Origin of the sequence: Microcella humidisoli (assembly GCF_024362325.1) — a bacterium.
Lineage (GTDB): Bacteria > Actinomycetota > Actinomycetes > Actinomycetales > Microbacteriaceae > Microcella > Microcella humidisoli.
Window position 1 is genome coordinate 2599042 of record NZ_CP101497.1, and the last position, 22216, is coordinate 2621257.

22 protein-coding genes and 1 pseudogene are annotated in these 22216 nt (G+C 71.0%); 10 read left to right on the forward strand and 13 right to left on the reverse strand.

What is annotated here, in order from left to right; all coding sequences use genetic code 11:
• Positions 1-120 precede the first annotated feature (120 nt).
• The 4 genes and pseudogenes from NNL39_RS12700 to NNL39_RS12715 all read left to right on the forward strand — a co-directional run.
• A pseudogene (locus NNL39_RS12700) lies at positions 121-762 on the forward strand (trimeric intracellular cation channel family protein); the annotation flags it as partial.
• Between the two features lie 205 nt (positions 763-967).
• Positions 968-1864 carry an RNA polymerase sigma factor SigJ gene (gene sigJ, locus NNL39_RS12705; protein WP_255159636.1) on the forward strand — a complete coding sequence of 299 codons (897 nt, stop codon included), beginning with the start codon at positions 968-970 and terminating at the stop codon, positions 1862-1864.
• A 35-nt stretch (positions 1865-1899) separates the two neighbouring features.
• Positions 1900-2652 (forward strand): SDR family oxidoreductase, encoded by a 753-nt coding sequence (locus NNL39_RS12710; protein ID WP_255159637.1) that lies wholly within the window; start codon positions 1900-1902, stop codon positions 2650-2652.
• A gap of 66 nt (positions 2653-2718) precedes the next feature.
• Positions 2719-4479 (forward strand): hypothetical protein, encoded by a 1761-nt coding sequence (locus tag NNL39_RS12715; RefSeq protein WP_255159638.1) that lies wholly within the window; start codon positions 2719-2721, stop codon positions 4477-4479.
• A gap of 184 nt (positions 4480-4663) precedes the next feature.
• On the opposite strand, the gene leuA is transcribed toward NNL39_RS12715, so the two are convergent.
• Complete coding sequence (gene leuA / locus NNL39_RS12720) at positions 4664-6424, reverse strand: 2-isopropylmalate synthase (protein ID WP_255159639.1); 1761 nt, start codon at positions 6422-6424, stop codon at positions 4664-4666.
• Positions 6425-6685: 261 nt separating this feature from the next.
• Between leuA and NNL39_RS12725 the strand changes: the two genes are divergently transcribed.
• Both NNL39_RS12725 and NNL39_RS12730 read left to right on the forward strand, forming a co-directional pair.
• Positions 6686-7945, forward strand: a complete 1260-nt coding sequence (locus NNL39_RS12725; protein ID WP_255159640.1) for a sensor histidine kinase — start codon at positions 6686-6688, stop codon at positions 7943-7945.
• 157 nt (positions 7946-8102) lie between these two features.
• A complete protein-coding gene (locus tag NNL39_RS12730; protein WP_407665175.1) occupies positions 8103-8744 on the forward strand; it encodes a LuxR C-terminal-related transcriptional regulator in 642 nt (213 codons plus the stop codon).
• A gap of 16 nt (positions 8745-8760) precedes the next feature.
• On the opposite strand, the gene era is transcribed toward NNL39_RS12730, so the two are convergent.
• The 8 genes from era to hrcA form a co-directional block, all read right to left on the reverse strand.
• Positions 8761-9693 (reverse strand): GTPase Era, encoded by a 933-nt coding sequence (gene era, locus NNL39_RS12735; RefSeq protein ID WP_255159642.1) that lies wholly within the window; start codon positions 9691-9693, stop codon positions 8761-8763.
• A complete protein-coding gene (locus NNL39_RS12740) occupies positions 9690-11003 on the reverse strand; it encodes a hemolysin family protein (RefSeq protein ID WP_255159643.1) in 1314 nt (437 codons plus the stop codon). The genes era and NNL39_RS12740 overlap by 4 nt, the downstream gene beginning before the upstream one ends.
• A complete protein-coding gene (gene ybeY / locus NNL39_RS12745; protein ID WP_255159644.1) occupies positions 11000-11467 on the reverse strand; it encodes an rRNA maturation RNase YbeY in 468 nt (155 codons plus the stop codon). The genes NNL39_RS12740 and ybeY overlap by 4 nt, the downstream gene beginning before the upstream one ends.
• Positions 11468-11469: 2 nt before the next feature.
• Positions 11470-12510 (reverse strand): PhoH family protein, encoded by a 1041-nt coding sequence (locus tag NNL39_RS12750; protein WP_255160957.1) that lies wholly within the window; start codon positions 12508-12510, stop codon positions 11470-11472.
• 55 nt (positions 12511-12565) lie between these two features.
• Positions 12566-12919, reverse strand: a complete 354-nt coding sequence (locus NNL39_RS12755; protein ID WP_255159645.1) for a histidine triad nucleotide-binding protein — start codon at positions 12917-12919, stop codon at positions 12566-12568.
• A 113-nt stretch (positions 12920-13032) separates the two neighbouring features.
• Complete coding sequence (locus tag NNL39_RS12760; RefSeq protein ID WP_255159646.1) at positions 13033-13791, reverse strand: 16S rRNA (uracil(1498)-N(3))-methyltransferase; 759 nt, start codon at positions 13789-13791, stop codon at positions 13033-13035.
• A 2-nt stretch (positions 13792-13793) separates the two neighbouring features.
• Entirely contained in the window at positions 13794-14897 is a 1104-nt protein-coding gene (gene dnaJ / locus NNL39_RS12765; RefSeq protein ID WP_255159647.1) for a molecular chaperone DnaJ, read from the reverse strand.
• Positions 14898-15917: a heat-inducible transcriptional repressor HrcA gene (gene hrcA, locus NNL39_RS12770; RefSeq protein WP_255159648.1), complete on the reverse strand. Its 1020-nt coding sequence runs from the start codon at positions 15915-15917 to the stop codon at positions 14898-14900.
• Between the two features lie 186 nt (positions 15918-16103).
• Between hrcA and NNL39_RS12775 the strand changes: the two genes are divergently transcribed.
• Both NNL39_RS12775 and NNL39_RS12780 read left to right on the forward strand, forming a co-directional pair.
• Positions 16104-16493 carry a DUF4870 domain-containing protein gene (locus NNL39_RS12775; RefSeq protein WP_255159649.1) on the forward strand — a complete coding sequence of 130 codons (390 nt, stop codon included), beginning with the start codon at positions 16104-16106 and terminating at the stop codon, positions 16491-16493.
• Between the two features lie 67 nt (positions 16494-16560).
• The gene (locus tag NNL39_RS12780) at positions 16561-16932 is read left to right on the forward strand and encodes a DUF4870 domain-containing protein (RefSeq protein ID WP_255159650.1); all 372 of its coding nucleotides are present in this window, start codon (positions 16561-16563) and stop codon (positions 16930-16932) included.
• Positions 16933-16936: 4 nt separating this feature from the next.
• Here the strand turns inward: NNL39_RS12780 and hemW are convergent, their stop codons facing one another.
• Positions 16937-18163, reverse strand: coding sequence for a radical SAM family heme chaperone HemW (gene hemW / locus NNL39_RS12785; RefSeq protein WP_255159651.1), 1227 nt, complete (start codon positions 18161-18163; stop codon positions 16937-16939).
• Between the two features lie 163 nt (positions 18164-18326).
• On the opposite strand from hemW, the gene NNL39_RS12790 reads away from it, so the two are divergent.
• Positions 18327-18998 (forward strand): HAD family hydrolase, encoded by a 672-nt coding sequence (locus NNL39_RS12790; RefSeq protein WP_255159652.1) that lies wholly within the window; start codon positions 18327-18329, stop codon positions 18996-18998.
• A 5-nt stretch (positions 18999-19003) separates the two neighbouring features.
• Here NNL39_RS12790 and NNL39_RS12795 read toward each other — a convergent pair whose 3' ends face one another.
• Genes NNL39_RS12795 through truB form a run of 3 tightly spaced genes read right to left on the reverse strand, consistent with a single transcriptional unit; the run spans position 19004 to position 21030 of the window.
• Positions 19004-19684 (reverse strand): hypothetical protein, encoded by a 681-nt coding sequence (locus tag NNL39_RS12795; protein WP_255159653.1) that lies wholly within the window; start codon positions 19682-19684, stop codon positions 19004-19006.
• 42 nt (positions 19685-19726) lie between these two features.
• Positions 19727-20107, reverse strand: coding sequence for a hypothetical protein (locus NNL39_RS12800; RefSeq protein ID WP_255159654.1), 381 nt, complete (start codon positions 20105-20107; stop codon positions 19727-19729).
• Entirely contained in the window at positions 20104-21030 is a 927-nt protein-coding gene (gene truB / locus NNL39_RS12805) for a tRNA pseudouridine(55) synthase TruB (RefSeq protein ID WP_255159655.1), read from the reverse strand. The genes NNL39_RS12800 and truB overlap by 4 nt, the downstream gene beginning before the upstream one ends.
• A 63-nt stretch (positions 21031-21093) precedes the next feature.
• On the opposite strand from truB, the gene NNL39_RS12810 reads away from it, so the two are divergent.
• Entirely contained in the window at positions 21094-22089 is a 996-nt protein-coding gene (locus NNL39_RS12810; RefSeq protein WP_255159656.1) for a ketopantoate reductase family protein, read from the forward strand.
• Positions 22090-22216: the final 127 nt, after the last annotated feature.

The window sequence follows — 22216 nt, forward strand, 5'->3', positions numbered from 1 at the left end:
TCGCAACCCCGTGTAACAGTCATGCTGACCTGAACAGAGTCTAGCACTTCGGGTGTGCGTGACACGAACACGAGGGTTCCGCGGCGCGCGAGCCGAGCATCCACCCACCAGAATGGGCCTGTGGACGACCTCTTCGTGATCCCCCTCTGGGTCGACCTGCTCGCCGTCGGCATCGGCGCACTGCAGGGCGCGCTCTTCGCGGCGCAGTTCCGCGACCGCCGGCTCGACTGGCTCGGCGTCGCGATCATCGGCATCGTCGTCGGCTTCGGCGGCGGTCTGCTGCGCGACCTGCTGCTCGATGTGCCGCTCGCGCCCCTGCAGTCGAACTGGTACGTCGTCGTCGCCACGGGCGCGGCCCTGCTCGGCATGCTGCTCGAGCGGGTGTTCCGGCGCCTCAATCGCTTCATCACCGTGCTGGATGCCCTCACGATCGGCCTCTTCGGCGCGATCGGCACGACCAAGGCGCTCGCGCTCGGCCTGCCGGAGGTCGCGGCCGTGTTCGTCGGCGTGCTCGCCGCCGTCGGCGGGTCGATCTTGCGCGACCTGCTGCTGAACCTGCCGATCGCCCTCATGCACGTCGGGTCGCTCTACGCCGTCGCCGCGGCCGCCGGCTCGGGCACGATCGCCGTGCTGCTCGCGCTCGACGTCGACGTGCTGCTCGCCGGCGCCATCGGGGTCGCGATCACGTTCGGGGTGCGCGTCGCCTCCGTGCTGTTCGGCTGGAGCCTGCCCGAGCAGCGCGCGATCACTCGCCTGCCGAAGTTGCCCGCCCTGCCGAAGCGCGCCCGGCGCGACGAGGATGCCGCGGCTGAGCGCGGGCGCACGGTGACGACGGCCACCGGGGTGATCCACCTGCACCCGACGACCTCGTCAATCCCCATCGTCGGCTCCGAGCCGCGGGCGCGTCGCCGCTCCCCCATCCCCGGCGCGAGCCAGCGGCGCGGGTGAGACAGTGACGGCGACGGCGGTGTCCGCGTTCGAGGCGGCGCGGCCCCGGCTGACCGGCCTCGCCTACCGGCTGCTCGGATCCTGGGCCGAGGCGGAGGACGTCGTTCAGGATGCGTGGCCGAAGTGGGCGGCCGTCGCGGGACCGGGCATCGCCAACCCGGATGCCTACTTGACCACCATGGTCACCCGGCTCGCCCTCACCGCGCTCGACTCGGCGCGCGTGCGCCGCGAGCAGTACGTCGGCCCGTGGCTGCCCGAACCCGTCGACACGCGGGCCGACCCCGCTCTCGGTGCCGAGACGGCCGAGGACCTCGACCTCGCGACCCTGCTGCTGCTCGAGCGGCTGAGCGGGCCCGAGCGCGCCGCGCTCGTGCTGCGCGAGGCGTTCGCGTACGACTACGCGTGCCTCGCCGAGGTGCTCGGCACGAGCGAGGCCGCCGCGCGGCAGCTCGTCTCGCGCGGGCGCCGGGCCCTCGAGGGCCAGCGGCGGCAACGGGTCGATGAGGCCCAGCGGGGCCAGCTGCTCGCGGCCTTTGTCGCGGCCGCCCAAGGCGGCGACCTGGCCGCGCTCGAAGCCGTGCTCGTCGACGACGCCGTGGCGATCAGCGACGGCGGTGGAGTCGTGAGCGCCGCGCGCCGGCCCGTGCACGGCGCCGAGCAGGTCGCGCGCTTCGTGCTGGGCGTGCTCGAGAAGTTCGGGCAGGGTGTGCGCAGCATCCCGGTGCAGGCGAACGGCGAGACCGCCTTCCTCGCCATCGCGGAGGGGCCGGAGGGCGTCGAGCCCGTCGCGCTGTGGGCGCTCGACATCGGCGACGAGGGGGTGCGCGGGGTGCTCATCGTGCGGGCGCCCGACAAGCTCGCGCGCTTCGCAGCCGCCGCTCTGTCACAGATCGACGGCCCGCCCGGTCGACTCTGAGAGGGCGCGATGCGCGCGCCCACGAGAGGAGCACCATGACCCTGCTGATCACCGGCGGCACCGGAACCCTGGGCCGCCCCACCGTCGAGGCGCTGCGCGCGGGCGGGATCGAGCCGCGCATCCTGAGCCGCCGCCCAGGCCCCGCCCACGTCGTCGCCGACCTCCAGTCGGGTGCCGGCGTACCCGAGGCGCTCGCGGGCGTCGACACCGTGCTGCACCTCGCGACCAACCGGCGGTCGGATGCTCGCGCAACCCAGCACCTCCTGCAGGCCGCCCGTTCCGCGGGCGTGCAGCACCTCGTGTACCTGTCGATCGTCGGCGTCGACGCCGTGCCGCTCGGGTACTACCGCTCGAAGCTCGCGTGCGAAGAGCTCGTCGCCGGGTCGGGCGTGCCGTTCACGATCCTGCGCGCGACGCAGTTCCACGACTTCGTGGCGGGGGCCTTTCGCGCGCAGCGACGGCTGCCCCGGGTCATCGCGCTCGACGTGCCGTTCCAGCCGATCAGCACCGCGGCGGTCGCCGACCGGCTCGTGTCGCTCGTCGGCGCGGCGCCGGCGGACGGGCGCGTCGACGACCTCGGCGGGCGTGCGGTGCTGCCGATGGCCGAGCTCGCCCGGCAATGGCTCGTGGCGCGTGGCTCGGCACCCGAGGCCGCCGAGCCACGGGTCGTCGAGTGGCACGCGCCCGGCAAGCTCGTCGGCGCCTACCGTGCAGGGCTGCACACGACCGGGGTGCCCGGGCCGGGCATCCGCTTCGCCGACTGGGCCGTGACGACCGCCCGACAGTAGCCCCGATGCTGGCGCCAGGGCTACCATCAGCGCAGCGGAGACCCGAAATCCGCTCAAGGAGGCACCGTGCGCCAACGGGCAGAGTTTCGTCGTCGCGCCGCCCTGCGGGTCGCGCTGAGCGTGCTCGGGACGTCGATGATCGGTGCCGGCCTGATGGTTCCGTCGGCGTGGGCGCTCGCATCGGGGCTCGACCCCGACCCGGCAGAGCCCTCCGAGGCCGGGTCCTCGGTGCACGGAACCGGGCAACTCGTCTTCGAGGGCACATCGGCGCGCGATTCCTTCTCGATCGATGGTGAGACGCAAGACTCGCTCACCGACTCGGTGACCATCACCGTCACCTGTGTCGACTTCGCGTGCACGTTCGAGGGCGTTCCCTACTGGCTTCGACTCGTCACCGAGGGCACGATCGTCGACTCGGCGATCGTCGTCTCCTGGTCGCAGCCCGCATCAGGCACTCCGTGCGCTGCGGACGACTCGCCCGACTACTACGAGAACCAGACCGAGGGGATCGCGACGCTCACCGCCGAAGCACTGACCGCCACCGGGCGAGAAGCACCGAGCGACTGGATCGAGTGCAGCGATACTCGACGCGTGACGCGCTGGGGCAGCGACCTGGTGCTCGACGCCACCCGCGTGAGCGGCGACCCGTGCGTGCTCGACGAGGCGGTGTGCCCCGAGTCGCGAGCTGTCGACGTCGCCATTCCGGTCGACGCCCCGGTCGCACCGAGCACGCCCAGCGTGTTCAGCGAGCTACACACGCCCGCCGACACCCTCGCGCCGCAGCAGGTCATCACCGCAGTGCTGCTGACTCTCGTGCTCGTGATTCTGCTCGCGCTGCCGACTGCGCTGCTCAACAGCGCGTCGAGCACCGGCGCCGGGAAGGTTGCGGCGTGGCGTGCAAGCATCGCTGCCCGGCGCGCGGCGCTCGGCAGCGGACTGCCCACTGGCCTGCGCCAGACCGGCGAGAAGGCGCGTGCGTGGTGGGCTCGAGCATCCACGGCGAAGCGCGGACTGCCGCTCGCCGTCGCGACCCTGCTGGTCGCCGCCATCATGAGCGGATTCGTCGATCCCGACTTCGGCGCTGGTGCGAGCACTCCACGCGTGCTGCTGTCGATCGTGCTGGGCTTCACCCTCGAGGTGCTGCTCGGCTGGGTCGCGATGCTGGTCCTGCTGCCACGCCTCATCGCCGGCGTGGATGCTCGCCTCGACGTTCGCCCCGCGACGCTGCTGATCGTGCTCGGTGCCGTGATCGTCACCCGCCTCACCGGGTTCGAGCCCGGCATCGTGTTCGGCCTCGTCGCCGGAGTCGCGGTCGGCGCAACCCTCGCGACCGCCGCGCGCGTGCGAGTCGCGCTCGCAAGCCTCGGCTGGGGCTACGGCCTCGCCCTCCTCGCGTGGGTCACCTACGCGGCCCTCGAGCCCGCCGTGCTCGATGCCGCTGCAGCGAGCACCGACGGGCTTCCCCCGCTCGGCCTCGTGCTGCTGCGCGAAGCTCTGGCGGCCATGACGATGGCAGGCATCGCGGCCTTGCCGGTCGCGCTCGTGCCCGCGCGCGGGCTCACGGGCCATGAGGTCTGGCTGTGGTCGAAGCCTCTGTGGGCGGGCCTCTACGCCGTCGGTCTGCTGTCGTTCTTCCTGGTGCTCATGCCGATGCCGTTCGCGTGGGCGGGCGTCGAAGCCGCGCTCGCCACCTGGGTCACCGGCTACCTGATCTACGCGGGCGTCGCGGTCGCGCTCTGGCTCGCAGTCACGCAACCCTGGAAACGGGATACTGAGCCGCAGCCGCTCGCCCCCGCCGAATCCCCCGCAGCCGAGCTCGTCGAGTAGAGCGCGCTACCCGTAGCCCACGCCCACCATCGGCGTCTCCACAATTCAGGAGATCGCGACAGGAAGGAGCCGCGACACGCCTGAACACGGGCGCAGGGCTTTTTCTTGATGCCGAGTCTCCTGAATTGTGGAGATCGCGACGGATGCGGCGGGCACCTCGGGTGCCCGCCGTGCGGCTCCGGCCCTACGCGCTGACGAGCTCGCGGTCGGGGGTCTCGAGCCGGATCGCCCGGTTGACCGCAGAGACGACGGCCTTGAGCGACGCGGTCGAGATGTCGGGGTCGATGCCGACACCCCAGAGCGTGCGGCCGTTGACCTCGAGCTCGACGTAGGCCGCCGCGTGGGCGTCACCACCGGCACTGAGGGCGTGCTCGACGTAGTCGAAGAGCCGGATCGCGATGCCCTGGCGCTCCATCATGCTGAGGAACGCTGCGACCGGACCGTTGCCGGTCGACTCGACGGCGGAGATCTCGTCTCCGTCGCGCAGGGTCGCGCTCAGCGACACCGTTCCCGTCATGTCGCTCGCGGTGCGCGTCGAGAGCAGCTCGAAGCGGCCCCACTTGGCGTCGGGGTCGGGCGAGGGCAGGTACTCGTCCTGGAAGATCTCCCAGATCTGCTCGCTCGTCACCTCGCCGCCCTCGGCGTCGGTCTTGGCCTGCACGACGCCGCTGAACTCGATCTGCAGCTTGCGCGGAAGGTCGAGCGCGTGGTCGGTCTTGAGCAGGTAGGCGACTCCGCCCTTGCCCGACTGCGAGTTGACGCGGATGACGGCCTCGTACGTGCGGCCGAGGTCTTTCGGGTCGACGGGCAGGTACGGAACCCCCCAGACGAGGTCGTCGACGCTCACGCCAGAAGCAGCGGCCCGGGCATCCATCGCCTCGAAGCCCTTCTTGATGGCGTCCTGGTGGCTGCCGCTGAAGGCCGTGTAGACGAGGTCGCCGGCCCAGGGGCTGCGCTCGTGCACCTTCAACTGGTTGCAGTACTCGGCGGTGCGCTTGATCTCGTCGAGGTCGCTGAAGTCGAGGTGCGGGTCGATGCCCTGCGTGAACAGGTTGATGCCGAGCGCGACGAGGTCGACGTTGCCGGTGCGCTCGCCGTTGCCGAAAAGGCAGCCCTCGATGCGGTCGGCGCCCGCCATGTAGCCGAGCTCGGCGGCGGCGACGGCCGTGCCGCGGTCGTTGTGCGGGTGCAGGCTCAGGATGACCGAGTCGCGTCGGGCGAGGTGACGGTGCATCCACTCGATCGAGTCGGCGTACACGTTGGGCGAGGCCATCTCGACCGTGGCCGGCAGGTTGATGATGATCTTGCGGTCGGGCGTCGGCGCGATCTGCTCGATGACCGCGTTGCAGATGTCGAGCGCCGTCTCGAGCTCGGTGCCCGTGTAGCTCTCGGGGCTGTACTCGTAGAAGATCTCGGTGCCCGGCACGGTCGCCTCGTACTGCTGGCACCAGCGCGCGCCCTGCAGCGCGATCTCCTTCACACCCTCGACGTCGGTGCGAAACACGACCTCGCGCTGCAGCACGCTCGTCGAGTTGTAGAAGTGCACGATCGCGCGCTTGGCGCCCTTGATGGATTCGTAGGTGCGGGCGATGAGGTGCTCGCGCGCCTGCGTCAGCACCTGGATGGTGACGTCGTCGGGAATCAGGTCCTGCTCGATGAGGCTGCGCACGAAGTCGAAGTCGGTCTGGCTCGCGCTCGGGAACCCGACCTCGATCTCCTTGAAGCCCATGCGCACGAGCAGGTCGAACATGATGCGCTTGCGCTCAGGGCTCATCGGGTCGATGAGGGCCTGGTTGCCGTCGCGCAGGTCGACCGCGCACCAGCGGGGCGCCTGCGTGATGCGCTGCGCGGGCCAGGTGCGGTCGGGCAGATCGATCGCGAGCTGCTCGTGGTACGGCTGGTACTTGTGGATCGGCATGCCCGAGGGCTGCTGACGGTTCTGCATGAGGTGCTCCTGCTGGTCGTTGTGGGGTTGTCAGCCGACGACGAACTCCGCGACGAGGAAGGCTACGGGTCTAAGCCTCGTCGCGGCAGCGAAGAAGGAGCTGGCCGAACACGCTTTCAGGGTACACCCGCGTTCTGCGCACACGCGAATGCGGTTCGGGATGCTGTGCCGTCAGCCTTTCGGATGAAAAGGGTCATCCGCTCGGGTGAGCCGCGCGAGTTTCGCTCGGATGCGGGCCGCGCGGCCCGTACCGTGGCGGACATGTTCGATCGACTCATCACGTGGTTCACGCCCGAGCGCCGTGCGCGCATCCTCTTTCCCGTCGAGATAGCGCTCGGCGCGTGGCTCGCGCTCGCCATTCTGCTCAATCAGCAGTGGTGGGGCGGGGTGGTGCTGGGCACGCTCAACGCGATCCTTGCGGCCGCTTTTGGCTTTGCGGTGATCACGCACAGGGTGCGCCCAGCGCTGGCGGTCATCGCGCTCGTCACGGGAGGCCTTGCGTTCGTTTTGACGTTCCTGGTCGGCGCAGGACCGAACAATGGCTTCGCATTCCTCGCGGCGGCTCTCGTTCTCTTCGGCACCGCTGCCTACGGTTCCCCGGCAATTCGGCTGGTCGGCCTGGCACTCTCCGCATTTGCAGCTGCGACAGTCGTCGTAACGATCGTCGCTTTCGTCGGAGCCAACTACACGGCTGGAATCGGGTTCGTGGTGAACCAGGGACTGTGGCTTCTAGCGTCGGCGCTAGTTGCGCTGCTGCCGTGGGTGCTCGGCGAGCTCGTGCGCAGCATCCGGAATCGGCGCCAGCTGAGCGCGACCGTCGCGACCGTCAGCACGCAGCGCGACGCGGCCCTCACGCGCGCCGACCTCGAGGCCGAGCGCACGCGGGTCGCGCGCGACGTGCACGACATCGTCGCCCACTCGCTCACGGTCGTCATCGCGCAGGCCGATGGGGCACGGTACGCGACGGCGGGCGACTCCCCCGCGGCGGCCGACGCCTTCGAGACGATCGCGCAGACCGCGCGGGATGCCCTCGCCGACGTGCGCGTGCTGCTCACCGAGCTGCGGCACACGCAGGAGGCCGGGCCGCAGCCGGGGCTCGCCGACCTCGACGCGCTGCTCGGCGCGATGCGCGACTCCGGCCTCGCACTCGAGGTGCGGGAGTTCGGCGACCGCGGGCGCCTGACCGAGTCGCGCGAGCTCGCGCTCTACCGCATCGTGCAGGAGTCGCTCACGAACGCGCTGCGGCATGGCGACGGGGCCGCGACCCTCGAGCTCGAGTGGGGTGAACAGGCCGTCGACCTCGTGGTGACGAACACCGCGAGTGGTGCGGCTACCGAGAGCGATCGCGGGCACGGCATCGACGGGATGCGCGAGCGCGCATCCCTCGCCGGTGGCGAGCTGAGCGTGCACGAGGGCGCGGTGTTCCGCGTGCGGGCGCGCCTGCCGCTCGAGGCGCGCACGGAGGTGCCGGCTGAGCCCGCGCCGACCGAGGAGCTCATCAACGCGGGAGTCCCGGCGTGACCGCGCCCGCCGCTCCCCCGCCGCTGGTCGTGCTCGTGAGCCTCGTCACGGTGCCGCGCCGGCCGCTCGACCCCGCCGCGCTGCCGTGGGGCACGCCGTGAGCCCGATCCGCGTGCTGCTCGTCGACGACCAGCCGCTGTTCCGGCGCGGGGTGCGCATGCTCATCGACTCGCAGCCCGACCTCGCCGTCGTCGGCGAGGCCGGCGACGGCGGCGAGGCCGTCGTCGCCGCCGGCGAGGCGCTGCCCGACGTCGTGCTCATGGACATCCGGATGCCGCGCGCCGACGGCATCGCGGGCACGGCGGGCATCCTGCGATCAGCCACCGAGGCGGGGCGCACACCGCCGCGCATCATCGTGCTCACGACCTTCGACCTCGACGACGCGGCGCTGCGGGCGATCCGCGCGGGCGCGAGCGGCTTCCTGCTGAAGGACGCCGAGCCCGAGTTCCTGCTCGCCGCCATCCGCGCGGTGCACGGTGGCCACGCCGTCGTCGCGCCCGGCGCGATCAGCGACCTGCTCGCGCACGTCGGTACCGCTCCGGATGCTCTCCGCACGCAGTCACCCGCCGACCTCTCCGCGGCGCACGACGCGGCGCTGCCCTCGCTCAGCAAGCGCGAGCGCGAGATCTTCACCGCCGTCGCCGAGGGCCTCAGCAATGCCGAGATCGCGGCGCGCGAGTTCGTGGCCGAGGCGACCGTGAAGTCGCACGTCGGCAGGATTCTCGCCAAGCTCGGCCTGCGCGACCGCGTGCAGGTGGTGCTCTACGCCCACGACCACGGGCTGCTACCGCGCCGCTGAGCTGCGCTGCGCGGCCCTAGAACCCGAGCTTGCCGAGCTGCTTGGGGTCGCGCTGCCACTCTTTCGCAACCTTGACGTGCAGCTTGAGGAAGACGCGGCGGCCCATGAGCTGCTCGATCTCGAGGCGCGCGCGTGTGCCGACCTCGGTCAGGCGCGACCCCTTGTGCCCGATGATGATGCCCTTCTGGCTGTCGCGCTCGACCCAGACGTTGGCGAAGATGTCGAGCACGCCGCCGGGCGACCGCTCGGTCATCTCGTCGACCGTGACGGCGAGCGAGTGCGGCAGCTCGTCGCTCACACCTTCGAGCGCTGCCTCGCGGATGAGCTCGGCGACACGGTCATCGGTCGACTCGTCGGTCACGGCATCGTCGTCGTAGAGCGCGGGCGACTCGGGCATGAGGGCGATGAGCTGCTCGGCGAGCAAGTTGACCTGGTCTCCCGTGACGGCCGAGAGCGGGATGATGAGGTCCCACTCGCGCAGCTGCGACACCGCGAGCAGCTGCTCGGCGACACGGGTGCCACCCGCGGCGTCGGTCTTCGTGACGATCGCGACCTTGCGCGTGCGCGGGAAGCTCTCGAGCTGCTCGTTGATGAACTTGTCGCCCGGCCCGATCGGCTCGTTGGCGGGCACGCAGAAGCCGATCACGTCGACGTCGCCGAGGGTGTCCTGCACGACCGCGTTGAGGCGCTCGCCGAGCAGGGTGCGCGGGCGGTGCATGCCGGGCGTGTCGACGACGATCAACTGCCCGGATGCGCGGTGCACGATGCCGCGGATCGCCCGCCGCGTGGTCTGCGGCTTCGAGCTGGTGATGGCGACCTTCTCGCCGACGAGCGCGTTCGTGAGAGTCGACTTGCCGACGTTGGGGCGGCCGACGAAGGTGACGAATCCGGCCCGGAACGTGGGCTCGGGCGACGCGGCCGTGCCCCCGCGGGGCTTGCGGGCGCTCACTCGGCCTCCTCCCGGTCGCGGTCGCCCGCGAAGGCGATGCGGGCATCCAGGAGCGCCTGATCGGCCTCGACGAGCACCGTGACGACGCGCTTACGACGGCCCTCGGTGCGCTCGGCGGTGAGGTGCAGACCGTCGATCGTGACGGTCGACCCGGCGACGGGCAGGCGCCCGAGGTGCTTCGCGAGCAGGCCGCCGACCGAGTCGACCTCGTCGTCGTCGAGCTCGATGCCGAACAGGTCGCCGAGCTCGTCGATGGGCATGCGCGCGCTCACCCGGAACTGGTTCTCGCCCAGCCGCTCGCTGTCGGCCGATTCACGGTCGTACTCGTCGACGATCTCGCCCACGAGCTCCTCGATGAGGTCCTCCATGGTGACGAGACCCGCGATACCGCCGTACTCGTCGACGACGAGCGCGAGGTGGTTCGACTCCAGCTGCAGCTGCCGCAGGGCGTCGTCGGCCTTCTTCGACTCTGGCAGGAACAGGGCGGGCTTCACGAGCTCGTCGACGAGCGCGGTGGCCGCCTGCTTCGGCTTTTCGAACGTGAGGCGGGATGCGTCGCGCAGGTACACCACGCCCAGCACCTCATCGGCGCTCTCGCCGACGACGGGCACGCGCGAGACGCCGCGGCTGAGGAACAAGGACATCGCCTCGGCGACGGTGGCGCCCTGCTCGAGCACGATCATGTCGGTGCGCGGCACCATGACCTCGCGCACGATCGTGTCGTTGAACTCGAAGATCGAGTGGATGAGCTCGCGATCCTCCTCTTCGAGCACGTCGAGCTCGGTGGCCTCGTCGACCATGTTGAGCAGCTGCTCCTCGCTCGAGAAGCTCGCGCTCGACGGGCGCCCGGGCGTGACGCGGTTGCCGAGCACGACGAGCGCGTCGGCGAGCGGGCCCGTGAGCAGGCGCACGCCGCGGATGAGCCAGTCGAAGGTGCCGAGCATCGCGCGCGGGTGCGCGCGGCCGACCGAGCGCGGGCTCGACCCGACGAGGATGAACGAGACGCCGATCATGATGCCGGCGCTGATGAGCAGCACCCACCACCACTCGTCGATGAGCGTGGCGAAGCCGATCGTGACGAGCACGGCGGCGATCGTCTCGGCGACGATGCGGAGGAAGTTGAGGGCGTTGACGTGCGCGCCGACATCGGCGGCGACGGCGTGCAGGCGCGCGGGCCGAGCGCGATCGGAGGCGATGTCGACGAGCTCGATCCGGCTGACGACACCGAGCGCCGCGTCGATCGAGGCGAGCAGGCCGCCGATCGCGACGAGCAGGCCGGCGGCGACGAAGAACAGCAGCGTCGCGGTCATCGGCGACGACCCCGCTCGGCCAGGGTGAAGCTCACGAGGATGTCGCGCTGGATGCCGAACATCTCCTTCTCCTCCTCCGGCTCGGCGTGGTCGAAGCCCAGCAGGTGCAGGATTCCGTGAGTGGTCAGGAGCAGCAGCTCGTCCTGCGTGGAGTGCCCGGCGGCCTCGGCCTGCTGAATCGCCACCTGGGGGCACAGCACGATGTCGCCGAGCAGCCCGGGGGGCGTCGGCTCGTCGTCGCTGCCCGGCCGCAGCTCGTCCATCGGGAAGCTCAGCACGTCGGTGGGGCCGGGCTCGTCCATCCACTGCACATGCAGCTGCTCGATCGCGGCCTCGTCGACGAGCACGATCGCGAGCTCGGCGTCGCGGTGCACGTTGAGGAACTCGAAGGCGTGCAGCGCGAGGCGCTGCAGCGAGTCCTCCTCGACGGGGATGCCCGACTCGTTGTTGATCTCGACGGCCATGCTCAGCGGCCTCCCGCTCCGGGTCGCGGGCGACGGGTCGCTCGGTCGCGCGGCAGCCCGCGGCGACGCTCCTCGCGGTTGGCACCCTCGACGGGGTCGGGCAGGCCGTTCTCGCGCGCGTACTGCCGCGCCTGCTTCTCGGCGTCGTACTTCGTGTACGCATCCACGATGCGCCCGACGAGCGAGTGCCGCACGACGTCCTCCGACGTGAGACGCGCGAAGTGGATGTCGTCGATGTCATCGAGCACGCGCGTGACGAGCTGCAGTCCGCTCGCGCCGGTCGGCAGGTCGATCTGCGTGATGTCGCCCGTGACGACGATCTTCGAGCCGAAGCCGAGACGCGTGAGGAACATCTTCATCTGCTCGGGGCTCGTGTTCTGCGCCTCATCGAGCACGATGAACGCGTTGTTGAGCGTGCGGCCGCGCATGTAGGCCAGCGGGGCGACCTCGACGACGCCGCTCGCGAGCAGCTTCGGCACGAGCTCCGGGTCCATCATCTCGTTGAGCGCGTCGTAGAGCGGGCGCAGGTACGGGTCGATCTTGTCGGTGAGGGTGCCGGGCAGGAAGCCCAGGCGCTCGCCCGCCTCGACCGCCGGCCGCGTGAGGATGATGCGGTCGACCTCTTTGCGCGTGAGCGCCTGCACGGCCTTCGCCATGGCGAGGTAGGTCTTGCCCGTGCCGGCGGGGCCGATGCCGAACACGATCGTGTGCTGGTCGATCGCGTCGACATAGGCCTTCTGCCCGAGCGTCTTCGGACGGATGCTCTTGCCGCGGCTCGTCAGGATCGCCTGGCTGAGCACCTCGGCGGGGCTGCCGGCGCCCTGTTCGAGGATGCGCGCCGAGCTCGCGACCTCGACCTCGCCGAGCTCGTGGCCACCGCGCACCATGACGAGCAGCTCGTCGACGAGTCGACGCGCTGCCGCCACCTGGGCGGGGTCGCCCTCGAGGGTGATCTGGTTGCCGCGCACGTGCACGTCGACGAGCGGGTACTGCTTCTCGACCGTCGACAGCAGGCGGTCCTGGGGGCCGAGCAGCCGCACCATGGCGACGCCGTCGACGTCGAGCTGCTCGCGGGCGCGCTCATCGCGCGCGGAATCGTCAGTGGGCAAGGGATCCCTCGGTCAGGCCCCCCGCGAGCACATGGGCGTGCACGTGGAAGACGGTCTGCCCGGCGTTCGCGCCGGTGTTGAAGACGAGCCGGAAGTGCCCGTCGGCGTGCTCGTTCGCGAGCAGGTGGGCCGTTGCGACGACCTCGGCGAGTAGCGCGGGGTCACCCGCGGCAAGCTCCGCGACGTCGCGGTAGCGCGGCGTCTTGGGCACGACGAGCAGGTGCACGGGAGCCTTCGGCGCGATGTCGCGGAACGCGATGACCGTGTCGGTCTCGTGCACGATGTCGGCGGGAATCTCGCGCGCGATGATGCGCTCGAAGATCGTCGGCTGCGCGCTGCTCATGCGCCCAGTCTAGAGCGCAGCCCTGAGGCTGCGCCGGGGTGCTGACGCGGCCGTGAGGCTGCGCCGGGGTGCTGACGCAGCCCTGAGGCTGTGCCCGCGTCGCACCGCAGCCCTCACCAGCGTCCGAGCGTCGCCGAGAGCACGGCGATCGCGGCGGGGCCCGCGGTCGAGGTGCGCAGCACGCTCGCGCCGAGGCGCACGCAGCGCGCGCCCGCGGCGACCAGGGCATCCCTCTCCTCCGGGGCGATCCCGCCCTCCGGGCCGACGACGATGAGGATGTCGCGGTGACCGAGGTCGTTCGGCGTCAGCGTCGTGAGGGCGTGGTCACCCGTGGGATCGAGCACGAGCACGGTCGACCCGCTCGCGCGCGCCGCGAGCTGCTCGGTCGTGGCGACGGGCTCGACCACGGGCATCCAGGCTCGCATCGATTGCTTCGTGGCCTCGCGCGCGATCGTCTGCCAGCGCTCCCGGTTCTTGACCGCCTTCGCGGAATCCCAGCGCGAGACGCTGCGGGCGGCCTGCCACGGGATGACGCCGTCGACGCCGAGCTCGGTCGCGGCCTGCACGGCGAGCTCGTCGCGGTCGCCCTTCGCGAGCGCCTGCACGAGATGGATGCCCGGCACCGCCCGCTCGTACCGTTCGACCCGGTCGACCTCGAGCGCGACGTCACCCGGCTCGACCGCGGCGACGACCCCGTGCACGACGAGCCCCGCGCCGTCGCCCAGCCGCAGCTGCTCGCCGACGCGCACGCGCGACACGGTCGCGGCATGCCGCGCGTCGGCGCCGCGCAGGTGCACGACCGCGGCACCCTCCCCGCCGTCGACGCTCTCGACCTGGGCGGCGAGCGAGTCGTCGAGGTAGAAGTGGGCCACAGCTACAGGTTGAGGAAGCGGTCGCGCAGCTTGGCGAAGATGCCCTGCTGGAAGGTCGCGAACTGCGGCGGCACAGGACGGCGGCTCGAGGCGAACTGCCGGATCAGCTCGGTCTCTTTGCTGTTGAGGCGCACGGGCGTGACGACCTGCACCCCGAGTTTGAGGTCGCCGCGGCCCGAGCCGCGCAGGCGCGTGATGCCGCGCTCTTTCACGGTGATGATCTCAGCGCTCTGCGTGCCGGGCTTGATCTCGACCATGACGTCGCCGTCGAGGCCGGGCAGGGTCACCATCGTGCCGAGAATGGCGTCGGTCATCTGCACTTCGACGGTCGCCAGGAGGTCGTCGCCGTTGCGGCTGAACGTCTCGTGCGTCTTGACCTTGATCTCGAGGTAGAGGTCGCCGTTGGGGCCGCCGGCGGGGCCGACCTCGCCCTGCCCGGTGAGCTGGATGCGCACGCCCGTGTCGACGCCGGCCGGGATGTCGACGGGGATCGCGCGGCGGGCGCGCACGCGGCCCTGTCCCGCGCAGGTCGGGCACGGGCTGGGGATGACGGTGCCGTAGCCGCGGCAGGTGCCGCAGGGGCTCGAGGTGAGCACGTTGCCGAGCAGGCTGCGCACGGTGCGCTGGATCTGACCGGAGCCGCGGCAGATGTCGCAGGTCTGCGGGCTCGTGCCGGGCGAGCAGCAGCTGCCCTCGCACGTCGAGCACAGAATCGCGGTGTCGACCTCGAGCTGGCGCGTCGTGCCGAACACGATCTCATCGAGCTCGACCTCGACGCGCAGCAGGGCGTCCTGCCCGCGCTCGCGCCGACTGCGGGGCCCGCGCTGCTGCTGGCCCCCGCCGAAGAAGGTCTCGAAGATGTCGCCGAAGCCCCCGAATCCGGATGCGCCGCCGAAGCCACCCGACCCACCGAGGTCGTACTGCTGCCGCTGCTGCGGGTCGCTCAGCACGTCGTAGGCGTGCGTGACCTGCTTGAACCGCTCTGCGGCGTCCGCACTCGGATTCACGTCCGGATGCAGTTCGCGCGCCAGGCGGCGGTAGGCCTTCTTGATGTCGTCGGCGCTTGCCTGTCGGTCGATGCCGAGCACCTCGTAGTGGTCTGCCACTTATTCCTCACCGAGCAGTCGCGAGACGTAGCGTGCTACGGCGCGCACTGCTGCCATGTTGTTCGAGTAGTCCATGCGAGTGGGGCCGAGCACCCCGAGCTTGGCCGAGCTGTCCGAGCCGACCCGGTACGCGCTCGTCACGACCGCCGTCTCCTTGAGAGCTTCGGCGTTCTCGCGGCCGATGCGGGCCGTCACGCCGTTCTCGTCGACCTGCATCTCGCTGAAGAGCTTGAGCAGCGTGACCTGCTCCTCCAGGGCCTCGAGCACGGGATACACGCTGCCCGCGAAGTCGCCCTCGGTGCGCACGAGGTTCGCCGCGCCCGCCATGACGAGCCGGTCGGTGCGGTGCGCATCCACGTGGCCCAGGAGGGCCTCGGCGACGACGCCGACGGCGGCGCGACGATCGGGCGCGAAGCGCTCGGGCAGCGAGGCAGCCACGCTCGCCACATCGTTGAGCGGTTGGTCGGCGAGCGCCGCGTTGAGCTTGGCGCGCAGTTCGCCCACGAAGGCCTCGTCAGCCTCGGCGGGCAGCTCGATGATGCGCTGGTCGACGCGGCCGCCGTCGGTGATAAAGACCGTCATGAGCCGCGTCGCGCTCATCGGCACGAGCTCGACATGACGAACTCGCGCGTTGCCCAGGGTCGGATACTGCACGAGCGCCACCTGATTGGTGAGGTGCGAGAGCAGCCGCACGGTGCGCGCGAACACGTCGTCGAGGTCGACCGACTGGTCGAGGAAGGCTGAGATGGCCTGGCGCTGCGCGGCACTCAGCGGGCGCAGGTCGGCGAACTGGTCGACGAAGACGCGGTAGCCCTTGTCCGTGGGCACGCGTCCCGAGGAGGTGTGCGGGGCCGCGATGAGCTCCTCCTCCTCCAGCAGCGCCATGTCGTTGCGGATGGTCGCTGCTGAGACCCCGAACTGGTGTCGGTCGACGATCGCCTTCGAACCGACGGGCTCGCGTGAGGCGACGTAGTCGTGCACGATCGCGCGCAGCACGTGCAGGGCGCGCTCCGAAACCATGGCGCTCCTCCCCCTCCGACATCTCTCGCGGGTCTCGAGTGCCTGGCACTCGCTCCCGCGGACTGCCAATTCTACCCCGCCACGCGGGCGTCGCATCATTGCCTGGCGGATGCGCGGGCGCTAGGTTTGCCTCGTGCTCCACCCCGGGACCCATGTTCGCCGCAGGATCATCGAAAGGCAGTACCCATGACCGACCAGACCCCTCCCCCCGCCGCTCCGCAGCCCGCCGCCCCGCTCTCGGAGGCGGAGGACCGCCAGTGGGCGTCGTTCGCCCACCTGGGCGGCATCATCGGCCTCCTCCCCTCGCTCATCATCTTCCTGGTCTTCAAGGACCGCGGAGCGTTCACGCGGGAAGAGTCCAAGGAGGCGCTGAACTTCCAGATCACGATCGTCGGCCTGCAGATCATCGCCTACATCGTGGGCTCGATCCTCGCCGTGATCCTCATCGGCTTCCTGTTCTACTTGGTCGCCTGGGCCGCGTGGCTCGCCGGCGTGATCTTCTCGATCATCGGCTTCACGAAGGCGAAGGACGGCATCGCCTACCGCTACCCCTTCGCGGTGCGCCTCATCAAGTAGTCCCGCGACTGCTGCCTCTGCGGGCCCCGACCGATGCGGTCGGGGCCCGCGGGTGTTTAATGTCGCCATGACTGATCAGCCCCCCGTGAACCCGTACGCGACCACTCCCCAGCCCATGAGCCCCGCCGACGAGAAACTGTGGGCGACCCTCGTGCACGTCGGCGGCATCTTCTTCGGCTTCGTACCGGCGCTCATCGGGTTCCTCGTGCTCGGCAACCGCGGGCCCTTCGTGCGCGGCCACACCGCCACGGCGCTGAACTTCCAGCTGACGATGATCATCGCGGGCGCGATCGGCGCGATCACCTCGTGGCTCATCATCGGCATCTTCGTGCTCATCGCGGTGAGCGTGCTCATCCTGGTCTTCTCGATCATCGCGGCCCTCGCGGCCAACCGCGGCGAGGCCTACACCTACCCGCTGACGATCCCCTTCATCTCGTAGGGCGTCAGTCGGGCAGCAGGCGGCGCACGACGCCGTCGGCGAGCAGGCGCCCGCGCAGCGTGAGCACGATCGTGCCGCGCAGCGCGGGCCCCGGCTCGACGAGCTCGTCGGCGATGAGCCCGGCGACCGCACGGCGGCCGAGCGGGGTGAGAGCATCCGTCGACAGGCCCTCGCGCAGGCGAACCTCGAGCAGCACGCGCTCGACGCGCCGCGTCTCGGCATCGAGAGTCTCGCGACCCGCCGCCGGGCTCAGCCCGTGCGCCAGTCGGTCGGCGTAGGCAGCGGGGTGCTTGACGTTCCACCAGCGCACGCCGCCGACGTGGCTGTGCGCGCCGGGGCCGACGCCCCACCAGTCCTGCCCCGTCCAGTAGGCGCGGTTGTGGCGGGAGCGCTGGTCGGGGGTGCGCGCCCAGTTGCTGACCTCGTACCAGTCGTAGCCAGCGTCGGCGAGCCGGGCATCCAGCGCCTCGTAGAAGACCGCGTGCAGGTCGTCGTCCACGGGCGGCACCTGCCCGTGCAGCACCTGACGGGCGAGCTTCGTGCCCGGCTCGACGATGAGGGCGTACGCGCTCAAGTGGTCGGGCTCGGCCGCGAGGGCGGCGTCGAGGCTGCGCTGCCAGTCGGCCTCGGTCTCACCCGGCGTGCCGTAGATGAGGTCGAGGCTCACGGCGAGACCGGAGGCCTTCGCGGCGGCGACGACGCGCGGCACGTTCTCGGGGTCGTGCGTGCGCTCGAGCACCGCGAGCACGTGCGGCACCGCCGACTGCATGCCGACGCTCACGCGCGTGAAACCCGCGGCGGCGAGGCGCTCGAGCCCCGCGGCGTCGATCGAGTCGGGGTTCGCCTCGGTCGTGATCTCGGCGTCGTCGGCCACGCCGATGCGCTCGCGCACGGCGTCGAGCATGCGCGCCAGGTCGCCGGCGGGCAGCAGGGTCGGCGTGCCGCCCCCGAAGAACACGGTGCGGGCGGGGCGCGGCGGCAGGCCGCTCTCGCGCAGCACGCACGCGGCGAACTCGACCTCGGCGATCGCCTGGTCGGCGAAGTCGCTCTGCTTGACCCCGCGCACCTCGTCGGCCGTGTAGGTGTTGAAGTCGCAGTACCCGCAGCGCACGCGGCAGAACGGCACGTGCAGGTACACACCCAGGTCGCGCTGCTCGGCGCCGGCGAGCACGCTCGGCGGCAGCATCCCGTCGTCGGGGGCCGGATCGGCGAGGGGCAGGGCGCTAGGCACGCCCCCATCCTCCCAGCCGCGTCTCCACAATTCAGGAGTCGGGCCCGACGACGGGGGCTGTGGATGCTCTGCCGGGCGTGTCGCGAGGGCTCAGCATCCCGAACTCCTGAATTGTGGAGACGCGCCGGCGGCCGGGCCGCTCGGTGTCTGGCAGGGTTGTCGAGTGACCACCACCATCCTCTGGGACGTCGACGGAACCCTGCTGCTCAACTCGTTCGGCGGGGGCGGCGAGCTGTACCACACAGCCGTCGAGCGCACCGTGGGCCGCGAGCTGCACCCGCCGATGCCGCGCACGCACGGCAAGCCCGACGGGCTCATCCTCAGCGAGATCCTCGCCCACTTCGGCTTCGACGACAGCTGGCACGAGCGTGCCCGCGCCGTGCTCGACGAGCTCTCGATCGAGCGCGCGCAGGCGGGTGATCGGCGCGAGCCCGCCCCCGGTGTCGTGGATGCTCTCACCGCGGTCGCCGCCCGCGGCTGGCACAACGCGCTGCTGACGGGCAACTCGCTCGTGCGCGCCCGCGTCAAGCTCGAGGGTGCCGGGCTCGGGCCGGAGTGGTTCGACTGGGACCGCTCATTCTTCGGCGCGACGGCGCGCGAGCGCAGCGAGATCACCCGCGCGGCGCGCGAGGCGCTGCCGGGCGAGACCCTCGTGATCATCGGCGATACCCCGCGCGACGACGAGGCCGCGGCGGCCGCGGGCATGCCGTTCATCGGCGTCGCGACGGGCGTGTTCACGGTCGAGGATCTGCGCGAGACGGGCGCGGTGCTCGTCGTGGCCGATCTCGCCGGGTCGCTCGACGAGGTGCTCGCGACGATCGAGGGCCTGCGCTAGACCCTCTAGCTCTCTCTGTTCTCGATCATCGGCCGGGGGTCCGCAAGCATGTCTGCCGGGGGTTCAAAACCGAGTTCGGCCCCAACCTCCATCAGGTGACGCCGGCGCTTCTCCCACTCCTCGCGAAGGATCGGTTCAATCAGCTTTTCGATCGCAGTGTCTGGTCGTGGCATTCCCGTGGCAAGCCACCACTCGACACCGATCAGATCAATCAGTGCCTGGACATCCTCGACGTCGCGGCAAGCAGTGACGAGTCTCCAGAGATCATCGACAGGGGTGTTGTCATCCGCCCACTCAACAACGGGCGACGGAACACCGACCACGGACAGGTCTCCGAGCGGCTTCACCGCTCGATACGGCAAGACCCACAGCAGCAGGACGCCAGCCAGCACCAACCCGGCGATTGAGATACCGACGACCGCGGAGACCTGAGCAACAGTGCTCAAGACCGGGATCAGTGGCACGCCGGCTGCGGCCGCGACCGTGACCACGCCCCATGTGACGAAGAAGATGACGCCACGCAGAGCGCGTTGCCACGCGGGCCTGTTCGTCGGGGCGTAATGAGTGCGCCAGGCAAGCACTACCTCTTCGACGCTGCCGCCCAGTGACGGGTCGACGATGTACCAGGCCTGATGGTTGTCGCGGCGCCCAAGGAAGACGCCGTCGCGCTCGATCGTCAGGGGCATGCACGCAAGCTATCGCGGTCCGAACATCCGTGCCTACACGCTCTAGCTGACGAGCGCGACACCCTGCACGAACCAGATCTGGTGCATGCGGAACACCATGACCGCGACCGCGAGGCTCGCCACGCCCATGACGACGGTCGCCCAGCGCGTGCGGTCGACGAGCGCCCACACGATCGCCGCGACGGGCAGCACGAGGGCGACGACGAGGTAGATCCACCACTCGACGATGTCGCCGGTCGGCTCGTTGCCGACGAAGGGCGCCACGATGCCGATCACGATCTGCACGAGCAGCACGAGCGCCACGGCCGCCGTGGGCAGCACGCTGTAGTCGTCGGGCTTCCGGCCGATGCCGCCGAGCACGAGGGCGGCCAGTCCCGCGACGACGCTCACGATGATGGCGATCGTGGTGAACCACTCGATCACTCTGCTGCCTCCTGCTGCTCGATCGGGAACCCGACCAGCGTACGGCCGCGCCCCTGACGCACGCTGATGAGAGCGACGAGGCGGTCGGGATGCTCGCCGCCTGTTCCCCGCTCGATCGCGGCGACCGGCTCGGCGTCGGGGTGCTGCGGCAGGGCGAGCAGCTTGCCGTGCCCGAGGTCGCGCGACTGCGCGGGGTCGACCTCGAGCGCGACGAAGAGCCGCGCGGCGACCTCCGCCGGGCTCGCGAGCAGGCTCACGCCGCCCTCGGCCAGCGCCTCGAGGCTCACGGCGTCGGCCACGTCGAACGGGCCCACGCGCGTGCGCCGCAGTGCCGTGAGGTGCCCGCCGACACCGAGGGCCGAGCCGAGGTCGCGCGCGAGCGCGCGGATGTAGGTGCCCGAGCTGCAGTCGATGCGGGCATCCACCTCGATCGCGTCGGGTGTTCGCCGAACCGCCAGTACCTCGAAGGCGCTGATCGTGACGCGGCGCGACGCGAGCTCGACCGCTTCACCCGCGCGCACGCGATCGTAGGCGCGTTTGCCGTCGACCTTGATCGCGCTCACCGAGCTCGGCCGCTGGTCGATCTCGCCCGTGAGGGCGCGGATGCCCTCCCCCAGGTGTTCGTCGGTCACCGCCGCGATCGCCGCGACATCGGCCGTGCTGACGACCTCGCCCTCGGCGTCGTCCGTGGTCGTCGCGGCACCGAGCCGCATGGTCGTCTCGTAGGTCTTGTCGAGGCCCACCAGGTAGGTGAGCAGGCGCGTGGCCGGGCCGGCTCCCAGCGTGAGCAGGCCCGTCGCCATCGGGTCGAGGGTGCCGGCATGACCGACCTTGCGGGTGCCGAGGGCGCGGCGCGCACGGGCGACGACGTCGTGGCTCGTGAGACCCTGCGGCTTGTCAACGAGCAGGAGTCCGGTGGGCACGACTCCACGGTAGCGGGCGCGCGCGGCGGCGGTCGTGCGGCTGCCCGGCTTAGGCTGGCGGGCATGCGCATCGCGGTCATCGGAGCGGGCGCGGTCGGCGGCCTCGTGGCCGCACTGGCCGCGCGTGCGGGGCACGAGGTGCTCGTGACCGCGCGCGGCGAGCATGCTGCCTCGATCGCTGCGGCGGGGCTGCTCGTCGACGGCGGCTGGGGCGAGTGGGTGGCCGCGGTCGAGCTCGTCGAGAGCATCCCGAACCGCCCCATCGATCTGCTCATTCTGGCAACGAAGGCGCACGACTCGGCCCAGGCGATCGCCCCCTGGGCGACCCACGACGGCACCCCCGTGCTCGTGCTGCAGAACGGCCTCGGCGGCGAGGATGCGGTACGGGATGCCCTGCCGCGCTCCCCCATCGCGATCGGCCTCGCGCTCTTCGCCGTGAGCCTCACGGGCCCCGGCCACATCACCGTCACGGGCCCCAACGGCCTCACTCTCGGCGGCGACTCCGCCGCGGTCGCGGTCGCCGAGCCCCTGTTGCGCGAAGCTCTCCCGGCCGACATCGTGCTGGCCGAGAACATCCGCGGCGCCCAGTGGACGAAGCTGCTCATCAATCAGGTCAACGCCCTGCCCGCCATTACGGGCCTCAGCGTGCAGCAGACGATCGCACACCCCGGACTGCGCGGCGTGATCGCCCGCGCCATGGTCGAAACCGTGGCGGTCGGCACCGCGGTCGGCGCCCGCTGGGGCCGCATCGGGGCGGTGGATGCCGAGGCCATCGCTCGCGTGCGCGCCGGTGGAGCGGCGGCGGCCGCCGAGCTCGCCGAGCACCTCGCCGCCGGAATGGGCGACGTGCCCAACCCCGCGTCGATGCTGCAGAGCATCCGCCGCGGACGCATGACCGAGGTCGACGCGATCAACGGCGTCGTCGTCGACTACGGCACCTCGCTCGGCGTGGCCGCACCGGTCAACGCCGCCCTCGTGGGTCTCGTGCGCAAGGCGCAGTCGGGAGATCCACCGCTGACGCCCGCCCAAGCGCTCGCGCGCATCCCGGCGCCCTCCTGATCTCCACAATTCAGGAGTCGCGAACGCGAACAGCCCCCCGACACGCCGTGGGAGCGCTCCACGACCGCGCCCCGCGTCGCGATCTCCTGAATTGTGGAGACCGACGGCGCGGGGCGGCGGGGCGGCT

Bases quoted from the DNA above. Each gene is read 5' to 3' on its own strand.
- hrcA (WP_255159648.1), bottom strand. From the start codon at position 15,917: ATGGTTTCGGAGCGCGCCCTGCACGTGCTGCGCGCGATCGTGCACGAC.
- leuA (WP_255159639.1), bottom strand. From the start codon at position 6,424: ATGCAGAACCGTCAGCAGCCCTCGGGCATGCCGATCCACAAGTACCAG.
- NNL39_RS12725 (WP_255159640.1), top strand. From the start codon at position 6,686: ATGTTCGATCGACTCATCACGTGGTTCACGCCCGAGCGCCGTGCGCGC.
- NNL39_RS12710 (WP_255159637.1), top strand. From the start codon at position 1,900: ATGACCCTGCTGATCACCGGCGGCACCGGAACCCTGGGCCGCCCCACC.
- NNL39_RS12730 (WP_407665175.1), top strand. From the start codon at position 8,103: ATGCTCATCGACTCGCAGCCCGACCTCGCCGTCGTCGGCGAGGCCGGC.
- NNL39_RS12810 (WP_255159656.1), top strand. From the start codon at position 21,094: ATGCGCATCGCGGTCATCGGAGCGGGCGCGGTCGGCGGCCTCGTGGCC.
- NNL39_RS12755 (WP_255159645.1), bottom strand. From the start codon at position 12,919: ATGAGCAGCGCGCAGCCGACGATCTTCGAGCGCATCATCGCGCGCGAG.
- ybeY (WP_255159644.1), bottom strand. From the start codon at position 11,467: ATGGCCGTCGAGATCAACAACGAGTCGGGCATCCCCGTCGAGGAGGAC.
- NNL39_RS12775 (WP_255159649.1), top strand. From the start codon at position 16,104: ATGACCGACCAGACCCCTCCCCCCGCCGCTCCGCAGCCCGCCGCCCCG.
- NNL39_RS12780 (WP_255159650.1), top strand. From the start codon at position 16,561: ATGACTGATCAGCCCCCCGTGAACCCGTACGCGACCACTCCCCAGCCC.
- NNL39_RS12750 (WP_255160957.1), bottom strand. From the start codon at position 12,510: ATGGTGCGGCTGCTCGGCCCCCAGGACCGCCTGCTGTCGACGGTCGAG.
- NNL39_RS12740 (WP_255159643.1), bottom strand. From the start codon at position 11,003: ATGACCGCGACGCTGCTGTTCTTCGTCGCCGCCGGCCTGCTCGTCGCG.
- NNL39_RS12795 (WP_255159653.1), bottom strand. From the start codon at position 19,684: ATGCCCCTGACGATCGAGCGCGACGGCGTCTTCCTTGGGCGCCGCGAC.